At 70.7% G+C, this 22,936-nt stretch carries 9 protein-coding genes; 5 read left to right on the top strand and 4 right to left on the bottom strand.

The window, feature by feature from the left end:
* Positions 1–623, top strand: a 623-nt coding sequence (locus Q664_RS22410) for a nitroreductase (RefSeq protein ID WP_043399163.1), incomplete at its 5' end; no start/stop codon positions are given.
* A 28-nt stretch (positions 624–651) separates the two neighbouring features.
* On the opposite strand, the gene Q664_RS22405 is transcribed toward Q664_RS22410, so the two are convergent.
* From Q664_RS22405 to Q664_RS22395, 3 genes are all read right to left on the bottom strand, one after another.
* Complete coding sequence (locus tag Q664_RS22405) at positions 652–14,391, bottom strand: non-ribosomal peptide synthetase (RefSeq protein ID WP_084610240.1); 13,740 nt, start codon at positions 14,389–14,391, stop codon at positions 652–654.
* Positions 14,392–14,404: 13 nt separating this feature from the next.
* The gene (locus Q664_RS22400) at positions 14,405–16,231 is read right to left on the bottom strand and encodes a hypothetical protein (protein ID WP_063934734.1); all 1,827 of its coding nucleotides are present in this window, start codon (positions 16,229–16,231) and stop codon (positions 14,405–14,407) included.
* A 91-nt stretch (positions 16,232–16,322) separates the two neighbouring features.
* The gene (locus Q664_RS22395) at positions 16,323–16,946 is read right to left on the bottom strand and encodes a hypothetical protein (protein ID WP_152622274.1); all 624 of its coding nucleotides are present in this window, start codon (positions 16,944–16,946) and stop codon (positions 16,323–16,325) included.
* Positions 16,947–17,068: 122 nt separating this feature from the next.
* Between Q664_RS22395 and Q664_RS57935 the strand changes: the two genes are divergently transcribed.
* The 4 genes from Q664_RS57935 (at position 17,069) to Q664_RS22380 (ending at position 21,454) form a co-directional block, all read left to right on the top strand.
* Positions 17,069–17,239 (top strand): Xan family putative trans-acting RiPP leader peptide, encoded by a 171-nt coding sequence (locus Q664_RS57935; RefSeq protein WP_152622273.1) that lies wholly within the window; start codon positions 17,069–17,071, stop codon positions 17,237–17,239.
* Positions 17,240–17,263: 24 nt separating this feature from the next.
* Positions 17,264–18,262 (top strand): aromatic ring-hydroxylating oxygenase subunit alpha, encoded by a 999-nt coding sequence (locus Q664_RS22390; protein ID WP_043399158.1) that lies wholly within the window; start codon positions 17,264–17,266, stop codon positions 18,260–18,262.
* A 133-nt stretch (positions 18,263–18,395) separates the two neighbouring features.
* Positions 18,396–20,309: a hypothetical protein gene (locus tag Q664_RS22385; protein WP_052518503.1), complete on the top strand. Its 1,914-nt coding sequence runs from the start codon at positions 18,396–18,398 to the stop codon at positions 20,307–20,309.
* 17 nt (positions 20,310–20,326) lie between these two features.
* Positions 20,327–21,454, top strand: a complete 1,128-nt coding sequence (locus tag Q664_RS22380) for a hypothetical protein (RefSeq protein WP_043399154.1) — start codon at positions 20,327–20,329, stop codon at positions 21,452–21,454.
* A gap of 1 nt (position 21,455) precedes the next feature.
* On the opposite strand, the gene Q664_RS22375 is transcribed toward Q664_RS22380, so the two are convergent.
* Positions 21,456–22,733 (bottom strand): TldD/PmbA family protein, encoded by a 1,278-nt coding sequence (locus Q664_RS22375; protein ID WP_043399151.1) that lies wholly within the window; start codon positions 22,731–22,733, stop codon positions 21,456–21,458.
* Positions 22,734–22,936: the final 203 nt, after the last annotated feature.

Genomic DNA, 22,936 nt, shown 5'->3' with positions numbered 1-22,936 from the left:
GTTTTCTCCCCACCCCCATTCCTCGCGAGCTGCTCACGGAGGCCCTGGCGCTCGCGCAGCTCGCACCCTCCAACTCGAACATCCAGCCCTGGCGCCTCTTCCTCATGGAGGGTGAACGCCTGGAGCGCTTGCGCGAGGCCCTTCGGGCGGAGGTGAAAGCGAATCCGCGTGAGCTGGCACCGCTGCCAGCGTCCTTCCAGGTGTATCGCCGTGAGCTGGGGACGATCGTCTATGGGGCGATGGGGATTTCCCGGGACGATGTCGCCGGAAGATCGTTGGCCTCGCAGCGCAATTACGAGTTCTTCGGCGCGCCCATGGCCGGCATCCTGTGCATGCACCGGGACCTCGGTCTCGCGGATGCGGTGAGCGTCGGAATGTATCTCCAGACCCTGGTCCTGGGATTGACGGCTCGTGGTATCGGCACCTGCGTCCAAGCAGCGTTGACGACGTATCCAGAAGTCATTCGCCGTGAGCTGCCCATCCCCGAGGAACTCGTCATCCTCTGTGGGCTGTCCTTGGGGTATGCGGACCCTGCCTTTCCCGCGAACCACCTCAAGGTGCCGAAAAAGTCCGTGGAGCAGAATGTGTCGATTCTCGGCCCGGATGTGGACCGGGCCACGTGAGGAGAGGCACCGGGTGCGGTGCCTCCTCTCACTCCTCGCTCACTCCGAGCACCGCGCGCAGCCGTGCCGCCATGGTGTCCACCTGTGGCGGGTGGATGCTTCCGGCATGGCTTCCCGGCAGGGGCACCAGATCCAATTGCTCCCGCTTCACGTACTGGTCCCAGCCAAGCGTCTCGTCGCGGATGGAACGTGACTCCTCGCTTGTGAAGAGCAGCACCTGCCCGTGGAGCGTCGGCACCGTCCACCGCTGCACCTGCGGCACCAGCACCTCGCCGAGCACGTGCCACACGCGCGCCAGGTGCTTGCCGTCGAAGTGCGGCGCCACGACGCCCGCATCACGGGCCCGCTCGGCCACCCGCTCCCACTGTGCGTCGAGGTTCATCCCGGCCAGCTCGCCCTCCAGCGTCTCGTCCAGTACGCCGAACTCCTGCGCCATCAGCCGCACTCCCTCCACCTGCCGGGGCGCATGCGTGGCGATGGCCGAGAAGGTGTCCAGCAGGGCCAGCAGCTCCACCTTCTCCCCCTCCGCCTCGAACGCCGCCGCCACGCCGAACGCCGCGCAGCCACCGTACGAATAGCCGAGCAGCCGGTACGGCCCGTGCGGCTGCACCGTTCGGATGTCCTTCACGTATGAGGCGATGCGTTCGTCGAAGGTGGCGAAGGGGCTCGCCGCCAGCGTCTCCGGCGCCTGGATGCCGAAGTGGCGGAACTTCCGGCCCAGTCGCTTGATGAGCGGGTAGTAGTGGTGCAGCTCTCCGTCTCCCGCGTGCAGGAAGAAGAGCGCCGGGGCGTCTTCCGGCGTCTCCGCTCCCGACAGGTGCACGATGCTCGTGGGCGGCGGTCCGGCCTCCAACTGCTCGCGCAGCGCCTCCGCCGTGTCCCGCAGCACGGGGTACTGGAACAGCGTGGCCAGCGGCACCGGGATGCCGAACTCCTCCTCGAGCCGCCCCAGCAGGCGCATGGCCAGCAACGAGTCTCCGCCGAGCTCGAAGAAGTTGTCCCCGGCGTTGACCTCGGGCTGCTGGAGTACCTCCTTCCACAAGCGCTGGAGCGCCATTTCCAGCGTGGAGCGGATGGGCATCTCCAGGGTTCCCATCGTCGGCGCCTCGGAGAGGGCAGGGGCCGCGGGAGCCATCGCCTCCGGATCCGGCAACGCCTTGCGGTCCACCTTGCCGTTGTTGTTGACCGGCAGCCGCTCCATCACCACGAAGGTCGCGGGCACCATGTATGTGGGCAATTGCGCCGCCACGTGCGCGCGCAGTGTCTCAGCCCGCACCGCCGCCGGTGCCTGCACCCAGGCGCACAGTTGCTGCATTCCCGTGGCTCCCGTGCGCGCCATCACCACCGCCTCCTCCACCTCGGGGAAGCGCCGCAGGCACGTCTCGATCTCCGACAGCTCGATGCGGAAGCCGCGGATCTTCACCTGATGGTCCGCTCGCCCCAGGAAGCGCAGGCGTCCATCCGGTTGCAGCCGGGCCAGGTCTCCCGTGCTGTACATGCGCGCACCTGGCTCGCGGGAGAACGGATCCGGCACGAAGCGCTCGGCCGTCATGTCCGGCGCGCTCAGGTAGCCACGCGAGAGCGCCGCCCCTCCGATGTACACCTTGCCCGGCAGTCCCGGGAGCACCGGCTCCAGGTGCTCGTCGAGCAGGTAGAAACGCACGCGCGGAATGGGCCGGCCGATGGGGAACGTGGGCGCCGTGCCCACGCCCTCGGCTCCCGGGATGTCGCACGTGGCCGAGGTGATGGTGCACTCGGTGGGCCCGTAGACGTTCACCCAGGGCGCGTGCGCGCCTCCCACTCGCACCCAGGACTCGAACGTCTCGCGCTTGAGCACGTCTCCGCCTGGCGCCAGCAGGTGCAGCTTCGCGGGCACGCGCTGGCCCTGCGACTCCATCTCGCGGATCCACTCCTCGATGTACGTGGGCGGCAGGCTGATGACCGTGATGCCCTCCTGCTCCAGGTAGGGCGTCATCGCGTGCGCCGGCACGAGCCCGCTGCGCATCACCACCGTGGCTCCCACCACCAGCGGCGGGTACAGGTCCTCGGCGGCCGCGTCGAAGCTCAGCGGGGCGAACTGCAACATCCGGTCTCCCGGCCGCAGCCCGAAGCTCTTCGCGATGGCCACGTTGTGGTTCACCACCGAGCGGTGCTCTACCATCACGCCCTTGGGCTCACCCGTCGAGCCCGAGGTGAAGATCATGTACGCCAGTTGCGCGTCGGACACCTCGCGAGGCCCGGGGACGAGCTCGCCCGGCACGTGCTCGGGTTGCTCGGGCACTTCGACCACGGATGCGTAGTCGTAGTGTGTCTCCATCGCCTCCGCGTCCACCCAGAGGCGGCGCACGCCCGCGCGCTCCAGCACCGCGCGCTTGCGAGGCTCCGGCCAGCCCGGATCCAACGGGACGTACGTGCCGCCCGCCTTGAGGATGCCCAGCAGCACCGCCATGCCCTGCGCGGTGGGCTCCATCATCACGCCCACCCGGTCCTCGGGAAGCAGCCCCTGCTCGACGAGCCGGGCCGCCAGCAGGTTGGCGCGGGCGTTGAGCTCGGCGTAGCTCCAGGTGGTGGTGTGGTGGGCCACCGCGGGCGCGTCCGGCGAGCGGCGTACCTGCGCCTCGAAGAGCGTGTGGATGCACGCCCCGGCCGGCACGTCCTGGGGCCCACCGTCGAGCGCCGCCAGCACCTGCGCCCGCTGCGCGGAGGACAGGAGCGACAGCCGAGACAGGGCCACGTCCGGGGCTCGCACCGCCTCGGAGAAGAGCTGCTCGAAGGCGCGGGCCATGCGCTCGGCTGTCTCCGGGGTGAAGAGCGCGCTGTCGGTGGCGATGACGCCGGAGGTGGGGCCCTCGGGCTTCTCCACCAGGTGCAGCACCACGTCGTACGCCGGGATGATGCTCTCTCCCTCCAGCGTGGACACGCCGAGCCCCTCGAAGGCCGGAGCCCCGAGCGTGTCCAGCAGCAGAAGCGCCTGGGCCAGCGGCGGCGCGGAGCGGTCCGCGTCCGGGTGGACGGCGTCGGCGATGCGCTTGAAGGGCACCTCCTGGTGGGCGGTGGCGTGGACCACGGTGCCGTGGGCCCGCTTCAGGAGCGCGCGGAAGGAGGGCTCGCCCGAGACGTCCGTGCACAGCGGCACCACGTTGGCGAAGTAGCCCACCAGCCGCTCCGTGCCGGGCAGCAGGCGGCCCGAGAAGGGCGAGGCGACCACGACGCTCGACTGGGCGCTCAGCCGGTGCAGCCACGCCTGCATGAGCGCGAGCATCGCGGTGAAGGTGGACACGCCCTCCTGCCGGGCCAGGGCCTTCAGCGCGGCCACGTCCCCGGCGCGCAGGGACAGCCGCACCGGCCGCATGTTGGCGTTGAGCGCGGGAGCCCGGCGCGGGAAGTCGAGCGGCACATCCAACACCGGCGGCGCGTCCGCCAGCGCCCGCTTCCAGGACTCGAGGCCCTCGTCGAGTCGGCGGAGCTGCTCGGGCCGGCGCTGCCAGAGCGCGAAGTCCGCGTACTGCACCGGCGCGGGAGGCAGCAGCGAGGGCTGCCCGGCGATCGCCGCACGGTAGGCCTCCGCCCACTCGCCCAACAGGGCTTGCAGGCCCATGCCGTCCAGCACGAGGTGGCTCACCGCCGTGACGAGCACGTGCCGCGTGCCCTCCGCGTTCAGCCGCACCAGCTCGAAGCGGTACAGCGGCCCCCGGAGCGCGTCGAAGGGCTGGAGGTCGTGCCGCGTCGCGATGGCGCTCGCCGCCTTCCGGGCTTCCTCGGACGGCAGGTGCGAGAGGTCCGTCCGCGTGAGCACCGGAGCGCGCCTCGGGTTCACCTGGGCGAAGACGGTCCCCGCCTCCTGGGTGAAGGTGGTCCGCAGCGTGTCGTCACGGTCCACCACGGCCTCGAGCGCCGATTCCAGCTTCGCGACATCGAGCGGGCCCTCGAGCACGAGCGCGGACACCACCACGAAGGGCGGAGCCTCCGGGAGTTGCAGCGCGTACCAGAGCCGCTCCTGCACCAACGAGGCCGGGAGTCGCGAGGGACGCTGTCCGGAGGGTTTCCACTCCGCTTCCTTCCGGGGCGCGGTGCCGAGCAGGGCCGCCAGTCCCGCCACGGTGGGCGAGGCGAAGAAGGACGCGAGGGGCAGCTCGGTGCCGAGGGCCTGGCGCACGCGCACCACCAACCGCGTGGCGCTCAGCGAGTGGCCCCCGAGGCGGAAGAAGTCCTCCTCGCGGTGCACCTGGTCCACGCCGAGCACCTGGCAGAAGAGCCAGGCGAGCAGCTCCTCCACGGGGCCTCGCGGTGGCTCACCCGTGGGCCGGGCCTCGGAGGCGTCCAGGGGCAGGGCCTCCAGGGCCTTGCGGTCCACCTTGCCGTTGGCGTTGAGGGGTAGGGCCTCCAGCGTGACGAAGCGGGACGGCACCATGTACGCGGGCAGCGAGCGCGCCAGGGCCTGGGCGAGCGCGGTGCTCTCCACGCCGGGCCCGGCGGGAACCACCCAGGCCACGAGCTGCTTCTCCCCGGCGTGGAGCTCGCGCGCCAGCACGGCGGCGTCGCGCACCTCGGGCAGGGCGAGGAGGGCGGCTTCGATCTCCGCCAGCTCGATGCGCACGCCGCGCACCTTCACCTGGAAGTCGGCGCGGGTGACGAACTCCAGCAATCCATCGGCGCGCAGCCGGGCGAGGTCTCCCGTGCGGTAGAGCCGCTCTCCGGGCCGGGCACTGAAGGGGTGCGGGACGAATCGCTCGGCGGTCCACTCGGGACGGCCGAGGTAGCCGCGGCCCACGCCCGCTCCGCCGATGAACAGCTCGCCCACCACGCCCACGGGCACGGGCTGGAGGGACTCGTCGAGGACGTACGCCTCCAGGTTGGCCCGGGGCGTGCCGATGGGCGTGCTGCCACCCGACGGCGCCGTGCGCAGGAGGTGCATCGTGGTGGTGTCCGTGCACTCGGCCGGCCCGTACACGTTGCCGAAGGACACCGCCGGGTAGCGCTCCAGCCAGGTGCGGCACAGCGCGGGCGGAAGCGCCTGCCCACCGATGAGCATCCACCGCAGGCGGCGGAACGTGGGCGCGTGGGCGGCGTCGCCATCCTCCAGGATGGACTGGAGGACGGAGGGCACCAGCTCGAGGAAGGTGGCGCCACTCGCGTCCAGCTCCGCGGCCATGCGCGGCGGCTCGCGGACCACCTCGTCGTCGACGACGTACGTGGCGCCGCCGAAGGAGAAGGCCCCGAGCATCTGCCAGACGGAGATGTCGAAGCCCATGCTCGCCGTCTGGGACAGCATGTCCTCCGGCGTGAGGCCCAGGTCCTCCTGCTTCCCGAGCGCATGGTTGAGCATGCTCCGGTGGTCGATCATCACGCCCTTGGGCGTGCCGGTGGAGCCCGAGGTGAAGACGACGTAGGCCAGGTTGTCCGGCGTGGCGCGGCGGGGCAGGAGCTCGAGGCTCTCGGAGTCGAGCCCCTCCAGGGAGAGCACGCGGGGACGCCTCTCCTCGGGGAGGAGGGCCAGCGCCTCGGAGAGCCGCTCACCGGTGCCTCCGAGCGGAAGGACGAAGGGCGCACGGCTCTCGGCCAGCAACTGGGCGACACGGGCGGCGGGCAGTTGCGCGTCGAGTGGCAGGTAGGCGCCACCGGCCTTGTGGAGGGAGAGGACGGCGCGGATGAGTTCCTCGGTGCGAGGGCCGAGGACGGCCACGAGCTGCTCGGGACCGACGCCCTGGGACATCAGCCGGTGTGCGGCGCGGTTGGTGTGGGCCTCGAGCTCTCCATACGTCCACCGTCCCCCGCGGAAGGCGAGCGCCACGCGCTGGGGCGCGGTGCGGGCGTGGGACGAGAAGCGCTCGTGGAGGCAGGTGTCCAGGGGCCAGTCGCGCATGGGGGCGCGGGCGGCGTGGAGGACGTCCTGGTTCTCCTCGGGCGTGAGCAGGGGCAGCGTGTCGAGGCGTGCGTGGGGCTCGCGCAGCGCGTGGGTGAGGAGCTGGACGTAGTGGCCCAGCAGGCGCTTCAGGGTGCCGGCCTCGAAGAGCTCGGTGCTGTAGCGGATGGCGAGCTGGTAGCCGTCCGGGCCCTCGAGAATGCCGAGGGAGAAGTCCAGCGGGCTGCTCGCGGACTCCACCGTGAGCGGGCGGCCCTGGAGGCCCGGGAGCGCATCGGCGAGGGCGTGCTCCACCCGGTTCAGGTCGAACAGCACCTGGAAGAGCGGCGAGTGGCTCGGCGTGCGCGGGACGTCGAGCGTCTGGACGAGGCGCTCGAAGGGCACGTCCTGGTGGGAGATGGCCTCCAGGGTGGTGGTGCGCACCTGGGAGAGCAGCTCGGCGAAGGAGGTGGAGAGCGTGAGGCGGGTGCGCAGCACCAGCGTGTTGACGAGCAGGCCGACGGTGTCCTCGGTGGCCGGGTGCGAGCGGCCCGAGACGGGCGTGCCGACGCAGAAGTCCGTCTGCCGCGAGTAGCGGTGGAGGAGCGTGGCGAACGCCGTGTACAGCACCATGAAGGGCGTGGCCTGGTGCTGGCGGCAGAAGGCCCGCAGGGCGTGGACGAGCTCGGAAGGCAGTGCCTGGTGGCCCGTGAAGCCGCCCTGGTGCGAGAGCACGGCGGGACGGGGCTTGTCGGTGGGGAGCCGCAGCAGCCCCGGCGCGCCCGCGAGCTGGCGCTTCCAGTACTCGAGTTGTGCCTCCTCCCGCGCACGCACGGGCGCGGTGCGCTGCCACGCGGCGATGTCACTGGAGTCCAGGCGCACCGGTGCCAGCGAGGGCGTGCGGCCCTGGCCGAGCGTCCGGTACGCCTCGGCCAGCTCGCGGACGAGGATGTCCAGGGACAGGCCATCCACCAGCAGGTGGTGGAACACGAGCAGCAGCACGTGGCGCTCGGGGCCCGTGCGCAGCAGCCGGAAGCGGTAGAGCGGGCCCTCGTCCATGGAGAAGGGCCGGTGCACCTCCTCGCGCAGCCAGTGGGCCACACGCCGTGGCGTGGCGGCTCCGTTCCACTCCTCGGCGAGCAGCAGCCGGAGGGGCAGGGGTTGGAGGACGGGCTGGGGCTGTCCCTCGCGAGACGGCACGGCCAGCCGCAGCATGGGGTGGCGCTCCAGCAGCCAGCGCAGTGACGCCTCCAGCGTGTCCTCGTCCAGCGGGCCCGTCAGCTCGACGGCCTCGGGGATGTGGTAGGCGCCGGAGTCCGGGTGGAGCTGCTGGATGAACCACATCCGCTCCTGCGAGAAGGACAGCAGCGGTGCGGAGCCCGCGGGGCGCGGCGTGGGGGCGGGCAGCTCCTCGGCGGTGGTGCCCTGGAGCTTCGACAGCGCACGTGCCAGTCCCGCGATGGTTGGAGTGGAGAAGAAGGCCGCGAGGGGCAGCTCGGCGCCGAAGGCCTGACGGATGCGGGCCACCAGCCGGGTGGCGCTCAGCGAGTGGCCGCCCAGCTCGAAGAAGCCGTCCTCGCGGTGCACCTTCTCCACGCCCAGCACCTGGCAGAAGAGCTGACCGAGCAACTCCTCCACCGGGCCGCGCGGAGCCTCACCCGAGGGCGCGGCCTCGGAGGCTTCCACCGGCAGGGCCAGCAGGGCCTTGCGGTCCACCTTGCCGCTCGTGGTGAACGGCAGCTCGGGCAGCGAGACGAAGCGCGAGGGCACCATCGCCTCGGGCAGCGACGCGGACAGGGCCTCGCGGAGGCGGGCCACGTCGCGAGCCGTGTTTCCCTCCAGCACGAGGAAGGCCTCCAGCCGCGCGTCCTTCTGGCTGCCGCGCACCACCACGGCCGCCTTGCGCACGCCGGGCTGGCGCAGGAGGGCGGCTTCCACTTCCTCCAGCTCGATGCGCACGCCGCGCACCTTCACCTGGAAGTCGGTGCGGCCCAGGAAGCTCAGCGACCCGTCCTCATTCCAGCGGACGCGGTCTCCCGTGCGGTAGAGGCGGGCGCCGGGCACGCCGGAGAAGGCGTCGGGCACGAAGCGCTCGGCCGTGAGCTCCGGGCGCTCGCGGTAGCCGCGGCCCAGCGGTGTGCCGCCGATGAAGAGCTCACCGGGCACGCCAGGGGGAACGGGCTCACCGCGCGTGTCGAGCACGTAGATGCGGCAGCGGTCCAGCGGGAATCCCAGGCGCACGGGCTCGCCGGGCAGCATGCGTCCCGCGACGACGTTGATGCTCGTCTCCGTGGGGCCGTACGTGTTGACCAGCGTCGTCCGCGTCAGCGCGAGCTGCCGCACCAGCGGATCCGGCAGCACCTCGCCGCCGGTGACGAGCACCTTGAGCGAACGGAAGGCCTCCAGCGCGCCGGGCTCCTCCAGCGCCGTGGCCAGCGAGGAAGGCGTGATGACGACGTGCGTGATGCCGTGCTGGACGAGGTCGCGCCCCAGTCCGAGCGGGCCCACTTCTCGCAGCACGGTGCGCGCGCCGCGGGTGATGCTGAAGAGCAGCTCCTCCAGGTGGATGTCGAACGAGAGGCTGCCCGAGCTGGCCCAGCAGTCGCCCGGCCGCGTCTCGTAATACGGATCGAACGCCGCGAAGCAGTGGACGACGTTGCGGTGGGTCAGCTCCACGCCCTTGGGCTCACCCGTCGAGCCGGACGTATAGAGGAGGTAGGCGAGGTGCTCGGCGCTGGCGCGTGGCCACGGCGTGGAGGACGGGAGCGCCGTCTGGCGCACGTCCGCCGGGTCCACCATGGGCACGCCGGGCTCCACTCCCTCGAACAGCGCGGGCCGGGAGACGACGAGCCGTGCACGGGCCTGCCGCAGCAGCGCGGCGCGGCGGCTCGCCGGGTGCGAGGCCTCCAACGGGAGGCACGCGGCGCCGCTCATGAAGATGGCCAACAGCGACACCACCGCGTCGAGCGAGCGCTCCAGGCACAGGCCCACCACGGCCTCGGGCCGGGCTCCGGCGGCCACCAGGTGCGCCGCGAGCCGCGAGGCCCGCTCGGACAGCTCGCGGAAGGTGAGCGTGCCCTCGGGGGCCACCACGGCCGGAGCGCCCGGGGTGCGCGCCACCTGCGCCTCGAGGAGCGAGACGATCGTCGCCTCGGCGTCGAAGGGCCGCCCGGTGTCGTTGAAGGAGTACAGCACCTGCTCGCGCTCGGCGGGCGAGAGCAGCGGCAGCGCTTCCACGGCCGTCTGGGGCTCGGCCACGGCGTGTCCCAGCAGGCGCAGGTAGTGCTCCAGCATGCGCTGCACGGTGCCAGCCTCGAAGAGGTCGGTGCTGTACTGGATGAAGAGCTCGTAGCCCTCGGGGCGCTCGACGACGCTGAGGGACAGGTCCAACAGGCTGCTGAGCAGCTCCTGCTCGAGCGAGCGCGCCTGGAGGTCCGTGAAGGCCCCGGCCAGGGGGTTGTCGAGCCGGTTGAGGTCGAACATCACCTGGATGAGGGGCGAGTGGCTGGGAGACCGGTCCACGCCGAGCGCGCTGACGAGGCGCTCGAAGGGGACGTCCTGGTGGGAGATGGCCTCCAGCGTGGTGGTGCGGACCTGGGAGAGCAGCCCGGCGAAGGAGGTGGACGGCCCGATGCGGGTGCGCAGCACCAGGGTGTTGACGAGCAGGCCGACGACGTCCTCGGTGGCGGGGTGGGAGCGGCCCGAGGAGGGGATGCCGACGCAGAAGTCCTCCTGGCCGCTGTAGCGGTGGAGGAGCGAGGCGAAGGCCGCGTACAGCACCATGAACGGAGTCACCTGGTGCTGGCGGCAGAAGGCGAGGAGCGTCTGGGAGAGCGCGGGAGGCAGCGGGTGGTAGCCGATGAAGCCGCCGCGGTGGGAGAGGACGGCGGGGCGGGGCTTGTCGGTGGAGAGCTGCAGCAGGCCCGGCGCGTCCTCGAGCTGGCGCTTCCAGTAGCCGAGCTGCGTTTCCTCACGGGCGCGCACGGGCTCGGTGCGCTGCCACGCGGCGACGTCGGCGTGCTGGAGGCGCACGGGCGGGAGCGCGGGGGGCTGGCGCTGGTGGAAGGCGGCCCACGCCTCGGCCAGCTCCCGGAGGAGAATGTTGAGGGACAGGCCGTCCACCAGCAGGTGGTGGAACACGAGCAGCAGCACATGGTGCTCGGGGCCGAGCTTCAACAGCCAGAAGCGGTAGAGGGCGCCGGCTTCCAGGGAGAAGGGCTGGTGCACCTCCTCGCGCAGCCGCGAGGCCAGCCGCTCCCGGGCGTCGGGCAATCCCTCGAGGGACTCGAAGCGCAGGGGCTCCTGGGGCACGGGCAGGAGGACGGGGTGGGGCTGTCCCTCGCGAGACGGGATGAACAGGCGGAGCACCGGGTAGCGCTCCAACAGCCAGCGCAGGGACTGCCGCAGGGCCTCGGTGTCCAGGGGCCCCGTGAGCTCGATGGCCTCGGGGGTGTGGTAGGCGCTGGAGTCCGGCTGGAGCTGCTGGATGAACCACAGCCGCTCCTGGGCGGAGGACAGCACCGGGGGCGAACCCTCCGGACGTGGCGTGGGCGCGGGGAGGCCCTGGGCGCTGGTGCCCTGGAGCTGGGACAGCTCGCGCGCCAGGCCCGCGATGGTGGGCGAGGCGAAGAAGGAGGGGAGCGGCAGCTCGATGTCGAAGGACTGGCGGACGCGGGCCACCAGCCGGGTGGCGCTCAACGAGTGGCCGCCGAGGTGGAAGAAGTTGTCCTCGCGGTGCACCTTCTCCACGCCGAGCACCTGGCGGAAGAGCTGGGCGAGCAGCTCCTCGACGGGTCCGCGCGGCGGCTCACCGGAGGACTGTGCTTCGGCGGACTCGAGGGGCAGGGCCTCCAGGGCCTTGCGGTCCACCTTGCCGTTGGCGTTGAGGGGCAGGGCCTCCAGCAGGAGGAAGCGGGAGGGCACCATGTACGCGGGCAGCGAGCGCGCCAGGGCCTGTTGCAGTGAGGCGGCGCTGGTGCTGGCCTGGGCGGGGGCCACGAAGGCCACGAGGAGCTTCTCGCCCGGGCGCACCTCGCGGGCCAGCACGGCGGCCTCGCGCACCTCGGGGAGCGCCTGGAGCGCGGCATCCACCTCGGCCAGCTCGATGCGCACGCCGCGCACCTTCACCTGGAAGTCGGCGCGGGTGACGAACTCGAAGAGCCCATCGGCGCGAAGCCGGGCGAGGTCTCCGGTGCGGTAGAGCCGCTCTCCGGGCCGGGTGCTCAGCGGATGCGGGACGAAACGCTCGGCGGTCCACTCGGGATGATCCAGGTAGCCGCGGCCCACGCCCACGCCGCCGATGAAGATCTCCCCCACCACGCCCACGGGCACGGGCTGGAGGGCCTCGTCGAGGAGGTACACCTCCAGGTTGGCCTTGGGCGTGCCGATGGGCGACCAGGTGCCCGCCGGGGCCTCGCGCGGCGTGCGCATATAATGGTGGGTGGCGGTATCGGTGCACTCGGCCGGGCCGTAGGCGTGCACCATCCCGATGTGCGGGAAACGCGCGAACCAGGTGCGGCACAGCGAGGACGGGAGCGCCTGTCCTCCGAGCAGTTGCCAGCGCAGACGTCCCAAACTGCGCACGTTGGAGGCCTCGAGCTCCTCCAGGAAGTTCTGGAAGACGGGCGGCACCATCTGGTGGACGGTGGAGCCGGCCTCCACGAGGGCGGCGGCCAGCTTCGAGTGCTCGCGGATGACGTCGTCATCGAAGACGTAGGTGCCGCCGCCGAAGCACAGGGGGCCGATCATCTGCCAGATGGAGATGTCGAAGCCCATGCCCGCGGTCTGGGACAGGACGTCGTCCGGGGTGAGGGCGAGGTCCTCCTGGAGCCACAGGGCGTGGTTGAGCATGCCCCGGTGGTCGCACATGACGCCCTTGGGCGTGCCGGTGGAGCCGGAGGTGAAGACGACGTAGGCGAGGTTGTCCGGCGTGGCGCGGCGGGGCAGGGGCTCGGGGCTCTCGGAGTCCAGTCCCTCCAGCGAGAGCACGTGGGGCCGCTGCGTCTCGGGAAGGAGCGCGAGCGCCTCGGAGAGCAGGGCATGTGTCTCGCCGAGCGGCAGCACGAAGGGCGCGCGGCTCTCGGCGAGCAACTGGGCGACACGGGCGGCGGGCAGTTGCGCATCGAGCGGCAGGTAGGCGCCACCGGCCTTGTGGACGGAGATGAGGGCGCGAATCAGGCCCTCGGTGCGAGGGCTGAGGATGGCGACGATGCGCTCGGGGCCGACGCCGTGGGACACCATCCGGTGGGCGGCGCGGTTGGTGTGGAGCTCGAGCTCTCCATACGTCCACCGGCCTCCGCGGAAGGCGAGCGCCACGCGCTGGGGCGCGGTGCGGGCGTGGAGCGGCAGGTACTCATGGAGGCAGGTGTCGAGGGACCAGTCGCGCGTGGAGGGGCGGGCGTGGTGGAGGACGGCCTGGCGCTCCTCGGGCGTGAGCAGTTGCAGCGTGTCCAGCCGGGCCTGGGGCTCGCGCAGCGCGTGGGTGAGGAGCTGGACGTAGTGGCCCCGCATCCGCTCCACGGTGGAGGGGGTGAACAGGTCCTCGCAGTAGCGCAGGAAGACGTTGAAGCCGCGGGAACTCTCGTAGACGGAGAGGGACAGATCGAACTGGCAGGCGCGGGTGTCCACGCGCACCGGCCGCGTCTGGAGGCTCGGGCTGGAGAGCGCATCCGCCAGCGAGTGCTCCACGCGGTACAGGTCGAACATCACCTGGAAGAGGGGCGTCTGGCTGAGGCTGCGCTCGGCACCCATGGCGCTGACGAGCCGCTCGAAGGGGACATCCTGGTGGGCGAGGGCCTCCAGGGTGGTGGTGCGCACCTGGGCCAGCAGGGAGGAGAAGGTGCTGGAGGGCGCGACGCGGGTACGCAGCACCAGGGTGTTGACGAAGAGGCCGACGAGCCCCTCGACGGAGGGATGGGTGCGGCCGGAGACGGGCGTGCCGACGCAGAAGTCCGTCTGCTGCGAGTAGCGGTGGAGCAGCGCGGAGAACGCCGCTTGGAACACCATGAAGGGCGAGACCTGGCGCTCGCGGCAGAAGGCGCGGACGGACTCGGTGAGCGCGGCGGGCAGCTGGAGCAGCGGGGTCTCCGCGCCGCGCGTGGAGCGGATGGCGGGCCGGGGCAGATCCGTGGGCAGTTGCAGCAGGGACTGCGCGTCCGTGAGCTGGCGCTTCCAGTACTCCAGCAGCTCGGCTTCGCGGGCGGAGATGGCGGGCTGCCTCTGCCACGCGGCGAAGTCGGAGTACTCGAGCGCCACGGGGGGAAGCCGGGGCTCCTGCTGGCGGCCGAGCGCGGTATGGACCTCCCGCAGCTCGCGCATCAGCACGTTGATGGACCAGCCGTCGAAGACGATGTGGTGGACCACCAGCAGCATCACGTGCCGTTGCGGCGAGACGCGGAAGAGGCGGAAGCGGTAGAGCGGCCCGTGCTCCAGGTCGAAGGGACGCGTGGCCTCCTCGTACAGGCGGCGGGAGATGCGCGCCTCGAGCCCGTCACCGTCCGCCTCGGGCGCGAGCTCCTCCACCTCCAGCACGCGCGTGGGCACGTCCTGCAAGGCGAGCCGGGGAAGGCCCTCGGAGGTGGGGAAGGTGGAGCGCAGCGCCGGGTGCCGCGCGAGCAGGTGGCGCAGCGCCGTGTCGAGCACGCCCGGGTCCACGGTGCCGTTCAGCTCGGCGGCCTCGGGCACGTTGTAGGTCGCGGCACCGGGCTGGAGCTGGTGCAGGAACCACATGCGCTCCTGCGCGAAGGACGGGACGGGCGCCTCCTCCGCGGGGCGGCGCACGGGCCCCGTCGCGAGCGTCAGGTCTCCCGTGGCGCCCGGGGTGCTGGTGTTCGGCGCGGCGGGGGGATTGCCTCGCTCCAGGAGCTGCTTGAGCAGCGCGCGCTTCTCGGCGGGGGACAGGGCATCGAGGTTCTTCGGGGAGGCCATGGTCTCGGACCTTCTACATCCTCATCTGGACGCTGAATCCCACGCGGAAGAGGCTCAGCCCCGTGGCGGGGAGGGGCGCGATCGCGGGGTCGGGCTGGAAGCGGAACTCGGTCCCGCGCTGGCCGAAGGGTGCTTCCACGAAGGCGAAGACCTTCAGCTCGGTGATGGGCACCACCATGAAGTCCACGCGACCGTAGAAGGAGCGGTCGAGCACGTTCGACAGGACGGTGAAGTTCAGCGTGGGGACGTAGATGCTGCGGCGGGTGAAGGTCAGCTGCCCCATGGCGTAGTAGCGGCCGAAGAAGAGCGGCTGGTAGTCGTCCTGCGAGATGAGCCAGGTGATGTACGAGCGATCCTCGTACCCCAGGGAGTTGTAGAAGCCCTCCAGGCGCAAGCCGAGGCGGTAGACGTCCGCGAAGCGGAGCTGGGTGTTCACCCCCGCGCTGGCGAGCACCTTGGGCCCGCCGAACTCCCGCGGCACGAAGCCGTCCGCCGTGCGCTGCCAGAGGCCCACGGTGGTGTCCTGCACCACGGCGAGCTCCGCGTTGAGATCGAACGGCCCCGCGCCCATGGACCAGTCCAGGCCGAAGCGTGGACGCCGTCCCTGCTGGAAGGCCGCGGAGGCGGCGAGCTCACTGGTGCCCACCGCGACCTCCGCGCGCACGGCGCCGCCGTAGCGCAGCCGGTCCCCTTCCGGGCCATCGAGGTCCGCCGTGGCGAAGAGTGTCAGGTTCGAGGACAGCGTCTCGAAGGGGATGTTCACCTTCAGCATGTCCACGCCCGTGCGCAGATCGAACGCCTCGAGCGGCTGGGGGTTGGGGCGCTGCAGGAAGTCGGTGGGGTTCCAGATGCGCGAGCTGCCCCATTTGATCTGCTGCCGTCCCAGCGTGAAGAACAGGCGGTTGGCGACATCGAACCGGAGCCAGAGCTGGTCGAGGATGACCTGCGGCCCGCTCATGGCCTGATCCAACGGATCATAGACGAGCCGCCCCACCACGAAGCCGCGGAAGGTGCTGCCCGGGGTGGCGTCCAGGTAGAGGTCCACCAGGGAGGGGAGGTTCGGCCGCATCCGGGTCTCCGGACCGAGCCGCGAGCCGGACACGTAGCCCTGCTGGAGGAGGCGGCCTCCCAGGGCGAGCGTGGTCCGTTGCAGCGACTCGGCTTCGCGAGCGCTCTCGGCGGCGGTGGGCGCGGAGGCGAGCGTCCTGGGCTCGGTGGGAGCGGACTCGGGCGCGGACTCGGATTCGGGCTCGGACGACTCGATGGCCGCGGGACGCAGCGACAGATCGAACTCTCCGGAATCCGCCTCGGCGCCGGACGTGGGCTCCGGAGTGGACGCCAGCGGCTCCGATTCCGATTCAGGCTCAGGCTCCGGCTCCGGAGCGGGGGCCACGTACGTCAGGGACTTCACCCGCTTCTTCTCGAAGTTCACCAGCAGCCCGAGCCGGGCGTAGTTCAGGGAGAAGCCCCGGGGCGTGCGCTGGATGTCGTAGCAGGGGCGCTCCGGGGGCGTGTCCTCGGAGCACTCGGGCCCGTAGGTCTTCTCGATGCTGGCGCGCGTCGGGGGGCGCTTGGGGATGACGTCGATGCGTTGGAGCAGGCCCTCGGCGTCGAGGGTGAACAAGGCGCCGCGCGTGCCCTCGGGGGCGGAGGTCCGTTGGTAGCTCAGGACGAGCCCGCCCTTGGGCGTGGGGGTGCGGCGGGTGGGCCTTCCGAACGACCGCAGAACCTCCTGGCCCGTGGTGACGCCGGGCTTCGTGTCGCGAAGCTCCTGGGCCCCGGCCACGCAACTCCACGTCACGAGAAACACGGCGGCCAGACGGTGGAAGGGGGAGTTCATCGGAGCGGGGGGGCGGAAGGCGGGTGGAAGTATAGCGAGGCGCGTCCGAGCCACGAAGCCCGCCTCTTGGCGCGTGAGAATCCGCGGGGGCTCATTTCTCGCCACGCGAGCGCATGGCCGTACCGGCGGTGATCCACAGCAGGCCGGCGATGGCGAACGGCAGATCATCCAGGACGTAGCCGGGAAGGGAGCCGAACCGGAGGCCGGAGGTGGCGATCAGCAACACGGTGAGTGGACCCGTGACGACGAGGAGGGTTGCTCCCCAGCGCGGCAGCACCTGTTCCCGCCGGGTGGCGAGTCCCAGAAGCACGGCGCCCGTGCAGACACACAGCACTCCCAGTGCGGCCAGGCCGCCGACGAACCGGGCGCGTCCCACCAGTCCCGTCAGCCACAGCGTGTTGAGCGCGGCCGTCGCGAGGGCGAGGGCGGCCATCACCCCTCCGGCCAGTCCCAGCCGCCGGGCGCGCCCCTGGAGCCGGGCCCTCAGTCCCGTCAGGCTGGTGCCGAGCGCCAGGACGGCCCCGCAGAAGGCCGCGGCCCCCAGCAGCAGCAGGCCCGAGTCATTCACGTCCCGGGGGCCCTCACCCAGCTCCCGCCCGGCGAGCGCCGACGCCCCGTAGAACAGCAGCCACAGGCTCCCGCCCAGCATCGCGGCCGGGCCCTCCCATCGGACTTTCTCGCGCTTCGAGGACAGGGCGGCGGAGGGCTGGGTCATGGGCTTTACGGATTGAGATGTTGAGAAAAAGTTGGGCTTCCCTGGTTGACAGGAAGACCTTATCCGCACGAACATCCCGATTTACACTGAGTTCGCAGCTTTCTTTCCCAGGAGCCCCCCACATGGCCGCCGAAGAGACCACCTCCGCCCACCATGTCGACTCTTCCGTTGAGTCCACCCCCGTCCAGGCCGCTGCCTCCGCCTCGGCCCCCGAGAAGCTCGACGAGCTGGAGGAGATCAACTTCCTGCTCGAGGAGATCGAGAGCAAGATCGCCCCGCTCGCGCTGGCCTGAGCGTGCTGGGAGATGGAAACCGGCGTGCGCTCCTACGAAGAAGCCTTCTCCGCGTACTGGCACCCCGTCGCCTTCTCGCATGAGCTGAAGGAGCGCCCCCTTCCGGCGCGGCTGCTCGGCAGGGAATTGGTGGTGTGGCGCATGGGCTCGGGCGTGGCGGTGACGCAGCGGTACTGCGCGCACCGTGGCGCGGACCTGTGCCGTGGCGCCGTGGTGGAGCAGGGGCTGCGTTGCGGCTTCCATGGGTGGACGTACGGCGAGGATGGGCGGTGCGTGCACATCCCCTCGCAGCCCTCGGTGCCCATTCCTCCCCGGGCCATGCTGGCGTCCTACCGGGCCACCGAGCGCTACGGACTCATCTGGGTGTGCCTGGCCGCGGAGTCCGCGGCGCCGCTGCCCGAGTGGCCCGAGCTGGAGGACGGCAGCGTGGCCACCGTCGCGTTGCCGCTGCTGGACTGGAATGTCTCGGCGGGGCGCATGCTGGAGATCGTCCTGGACGTCACGCACCTGTCCTGGGTGCACGAGGGCACCTTCGGGAATCCGGAGCAGCAGGAGGTTCCGCCCTATGACGTGGAGCGGTTGCCCCACGGCGTGCGGGCGCAGATCACCTATCCCGCGCTCGCGCCGTCCATCGGGGGCGCGCCGCCCAAGGTGGATCGCACCACGCTCACGTACGAGGTGACCTACCCGTTCGCCGTGCGCCTGAGCTTCAAGCCGACGCTCTTCTTCAAACACACGGTGTATGCGATCGCTTCACCGTGGTCGGAGGAGAAGATGCGGTGCTTCTACTTCTCCTCGTACCACCCGAACCTGAAGAAGATGTTCCCGGACATCTTCGTGAAGTCGGAGCTGGCCATCCTCGAGCAGGACCGCCTCACGGCCGAGGCGCAGCATCCGAAGGCCCATCCGCTGGACTTCTCCGGTGAGGTTCACGTGAAGGCGGATCGGCTCACCAACGAGTACCGGCGGGGCGTGATCGCGCTCCGTCTGGGCCACCCCGTGGAAGGGCCCGCTCCCGACTGAAACGGCCCGTGTGCCTCGGGGTGGGCCTCTTGGCTTTCCGGCGAGGCGCTTGGTAGGGTCATACCGCCGAGCCAATGTTTCATCCCGCCAGGCAGCTGTGGCGGGGCCGCGCAGGATTCATCTCTCCCCCCCCATGAATCGTCTCCAGAAAACCCTCCTCTTCTGCGCTGTGGCGCTCGCTTCGGGCTGTGACGTCTTCCGGGTCGAGGACTCGGAAGGGACGCGTGGCCGTGGCGCCAAGGCCTTCGATCCCTATTCGAGCTCGGCCTCGGGAGCCATCTCGCTGTCGCTGCTGGGCTACAACGGCTGCTCCATGCTGCCCAACGGTGAGCCGGTGGCGCTGGGCGGTTCGCTCGATCCCAGCGTCTTCGACTACCCGGCGACGTGCGAGCGGCCGGACATGGCCTTCGCTCCCGGTCCCGTGCCGCCCATCCCGCCCTTCGCGCAGATGAACGTGACGCCGGGCGCGCTCTACTTCCTGCGCGAGTTCTCCGTGGTGAACTCGGTCTTCAACCAGCACACGGACTTCAACGATCGGACCGCGCCCGCGAAGTGGATCCGCAAGCAGTCGCGCTTCAAGAACCTGGACTGGAGCGGGATGACGATGGGCCGCGACGAGTGGCGCACGCTCAACAACCGCGGCCTCTTCCAGCGCGAGACGTACTTCGAGAACGCCGCGTGGATGCTCTCCAACGAGGACGAGTTCAAGCTGGAGGTGCTGGACGAGGCGGGCAACATCCGCGTGTCGGAGACCTACAAGCGCACGGACTTCCTCGCCGAGAACCCCGTGACGGGGCGCACCCGGGTGAGCTGGATGGCGATGGGCATCGAGCGTCCCCAGTACCCGGGAGACATCACGCTCCACATGTCGGATCTGTTCGGCCCGCCCATGTTCCAGACGGTGGTGAAGGTGTCCATGGTGGGCTCCACCAACCCGTTCAAGTCCTTCCGCATGCCGGACCTGACGGGCGAGGGCGTCATCCGCATCACCTGGAGCCTGCTGCCCGACGAGCCCTTCCTCTTCCCGGTCAACTTCGTGAAGGAGCAGGATCGGGCGCCCACCTGCTACAAGCTCGGCGCGGACGGCCTGCCCGACGACTCGCAGCCGGTGCCGTGCGGCTTCGGTCTGCAGCAGACGGTGAAGATCGCCCCGCCGGCGAACGGCAAGTTCCACACGCCGGGAGAGACGGTGGACTTCCAGCTCGCCCTGCTCGACGGTGACGGCAACGCGCTGCACCCGCGCGACACCCTGCCCAGCTTCAACGAGTACATGGGCGACATGGCCAACGGCCTGCTGTACTTCAACGACTCGATGCTCTTCCCCTTCCGGGACGCGAGCGCCTCGGAGGCGGGCTACAAGGTCATCGGACCGCTGCATGATCTGCAGGTGGTCAACGGCACGTACGAGATTCCCTACTTCGCCTTCCCGCAGAGCAGCGAGCCGAAGTACTACCTGGATCCGGGCAGCCAGTATTACGGCGGTGGCGGTGACATCCACCCGGCCACGCGGCTGGCGGTGAAGCTGCCGGCGAACGCGAAGCCGGGCACCTACTCCATCATGCTCAAGGGGCACCGCTACTTCATGGGCGAGCGCCTCAACCGGCTCGACTCCTTCTTCTTCCAGGTGGGCCAGGAGCAGGCCACGACGTACCCGGGCGTGGTGGGCAACTGCCAGGTGTGCCACAACGGCGTGAACTCGATGACCAACGTGCACCACGGTGTGGCGGTGGACCATGTGGAGTCGTGCAAGACGTGCCACAACGACGAGTCCATCGGCTTCCTACCGGATGCCGTGCACCGCATCCACATGAGCTCGCGCAAGTACAACCAGGACAAGGGTGACTGCACCCTGTGCCACCTGACGCGCGAGAGCACGCTGCGGCCGAGCATCAAGTCCTGCAATGGCTGCCACCCCGGGGCGCACGGCACGGAGTACTTCGATCTGGAGTTCCAGCCGGTGCACATCACGCCGAACGCCTACGGCAACTGCGCCAACGGGTGCCACGCGCTGAAGCCGCCCACTTCGCACAACCTGCCGCGCAATTGATTTCCACGAGGACCGACATGAGGGCTTCTCACTTCCTCTCCAGCGTTCTGCTCGCGGGCTCCCTGGTGGGCTGCTCCCTGGTGCCCGAGCCCGAGCTGCCGCCGCCGCCGTCGCCGTACACGGATCTGCCGGGCCGCACGAGCACCCTCTCGGGCGTCGTGTATGACCCGGAGGCGTTCTTCTTCCTGCTGGCCAACTGGCCGTCGGATCCGGAGCACCCGGAGGAGGATCCGCCGCCCGCGCTCTACGACGGCGTGCCCTTCCTGCTGTACTCGTCGGTGCCGCAGGCGGGCATCAGCGTCCTGGCGCCGGACGACAGCGTGGGGGGCAGCACGGAGGGCTCGTTCACGGGCTCCTGGCAGCTGTCGGGCGTGCCCTCCAGCAACACCGTGGCGTACAGCGCGCGGGCCACTCCGCCGGGGCGGGAATTCGTGCTCGGCGAGGCGTACATGGATCCGGAGGCGCCGCCGCCGCCCGTGACGGCTCCCATGGGCACGTACTACCCGACGAGGACCCTGCGGCCCATCGTCCCGCACTCCACGCTGTGCCAGTTGCAGGTGGCCACCATGGTGGGTGACGCCGGTGCGCTCACGGCGATTGCCAACACGATGACGGACATGGGGACGCCGACGACGGTGGCGGACCTGATGGACACGACGAAGACGGCCGGTGTGGCGCTGCTGTGGGTCTACGCGCCCAGCTACGAGCTGGACATCTTCACGATTCCCGCCGACAGCATCGCCGCCGAGACCAACATGGGCCAGCTCTTCGCCATCGAGTGGGCTCCGCCGGACGCGGGCATCCCCGGTCAGTCGCCCATGGGCTACATGGCCATTCCGGATGCCGGAGCCATGAGCTCGCTGGGCTACTACGCGGTGGTGCTGCCCCCGAAGAGCGAGGTGACGGAGCCGCTGCAGGTGACGTTCAACGACACGGTGATCTTGGAGGAGGGAGACTTCCCGCGGCCGTGGGTCATCCCGCCCGTCGTCGAGGAGATCCGCGAGGGTGTGTCGTTCGGCCGCGTCTTCTCCTTCCCCGGTGGCGAGCCTCCCCCGGAGGACGAGACGGCCGAGCCGGTGCCGTTCCCGGAGTCCAACTCGCAGTGCTATCCGGAGGCCCCTGGCGGGATGCGCCGCCGGGGCTGATTCACCGCCAGGGCTGGATGTGGAGCTGGCGGAAGCGCACGGTCGGCTGCCCGAAGGAGACGGGCAGCGGGCCGTGGTCGAGCTTGCGGCAGCCGCGCGTGGCGAACAGGTTCTGGTAGTCCGCGCCCACCGCGTCGATGCTCGCCAGCGCCTCCAGGCCGTTGCCGCTCAGGATGCCGGGGGACACCATGCTCCCCAGGGCTCCGTCGCGGATCTCCTGGGCCTCGAGGATGTAGAAGCTGAAGTCCCCCGACAGCAGGTTCATGTGCCGCGGCAGGAGGTGGCGCACCAGCAGTCCGTAGGGGATGTCCGCGATGAGCGCCTCGAGGTCGCCCTGGTGGGGCTCGACGCGGGTGTGCGCCATGCGGGCGAGGGGAGGGTGTTTGAAGCCCACCCGGCGGCCGTGTCCGTTGGGCGTGCAGCCGAGCGCTCTCGCGCTGCGTGAGTCGAGCAGAGGCGTGCCGACGTGGCCGGCGTGGAGGAGGGGGACGGGCCGGGCGGGGTGGCCCTCGTCATCGCAGGAGTAGGCGAGCGCGCCGCGACCATCGGTCGGGTCATCGGAGACGGAGACGAAGGACTCGGCGACGCGTTGCCCGAGGCGGCGGGCGAGGTAGGAGCCGCCGCGCGCGACGACATCGCCCTCGAGCGGGTGGCCACACACCTCGTGGAAGAAGCAACCGGAGGCCGAGCCGGGAGGGAACACCACGGGGAGGGGTCCGGTGGGGCACGGCCTGGCCGGAGTGGTGTCATCGAGTTGGCGGGCCATGCGCTGGACGAGGGCCTCGAGCAGGGGCAGGGCTGCGTGGAGGGCTTGCCCATCGGGATAGGCCGCGCAGCGCCACAGCTCGGCGAGGCCGCCCGAGGTGGGATGGAACACCTTGAGCTCGAGGAGGGCATGGTGGCGCCGGTCCTCGGCGCGGTGCTGCTCGTCGGCGAGGAGGATGCGCTGGTCCACCTCGCGCAGCAGGACGTCCAGGTGCGCGGCGCCAGCGGCCTGGGCGGTGCCCACGAGCCGCCGAGCGACCTCGGAGAGGAGGGTGGCGTTCGGAGGGGAGGGCTCGGGCTCGAGCAGCGCGCGAGCTGGGCCCAGCAGCTCGGAGGGCAGGGCGCCGGTGGGGAGTGGACCTCCAGCTACTTCCGTCCAGAGTTGCTCCTGGCCACCGGGGACGTCGCGGCGGATGGCGTAGCCGCGCTCGCAGCCGGGCGACAGTACGCGCAGCCCGGAGCGTTGGTGGACGACCTCGGTGACCTCGCGCCGCTCGACGAACCAGTCCCGCAAGATGAAGCGCCTCCTTCCCGCTTTCTAATCCCCTCGAGGCCAGTCCGAGAAGCGTGCCCATTTCCCTCTGAAGCGTGCCCATTACCCCTGAAGCGTGCCCATTACCCCTGAAGCGTGCCCATTACCCCTGAAGCGTGCCCATTACCCCTGAAGCGTGCCCATTACCCCTGAAGCGTGCCCATTTCCCCTCTCCCCTCGGGAGA

It is taken from the genome of Archangium violaceum Cb vi76, from assembly GCF_000733295.1.
GTDB lineage: Bacteria > Myxococcota > Myxococcia > Myxococcales > Myxococcaceae > Archangium > Archangium violaceum.
Note: the sequence above shows the minus strand (reverse complement) of the source record. Positions and strands in the feature narration are given on the sequence as shown.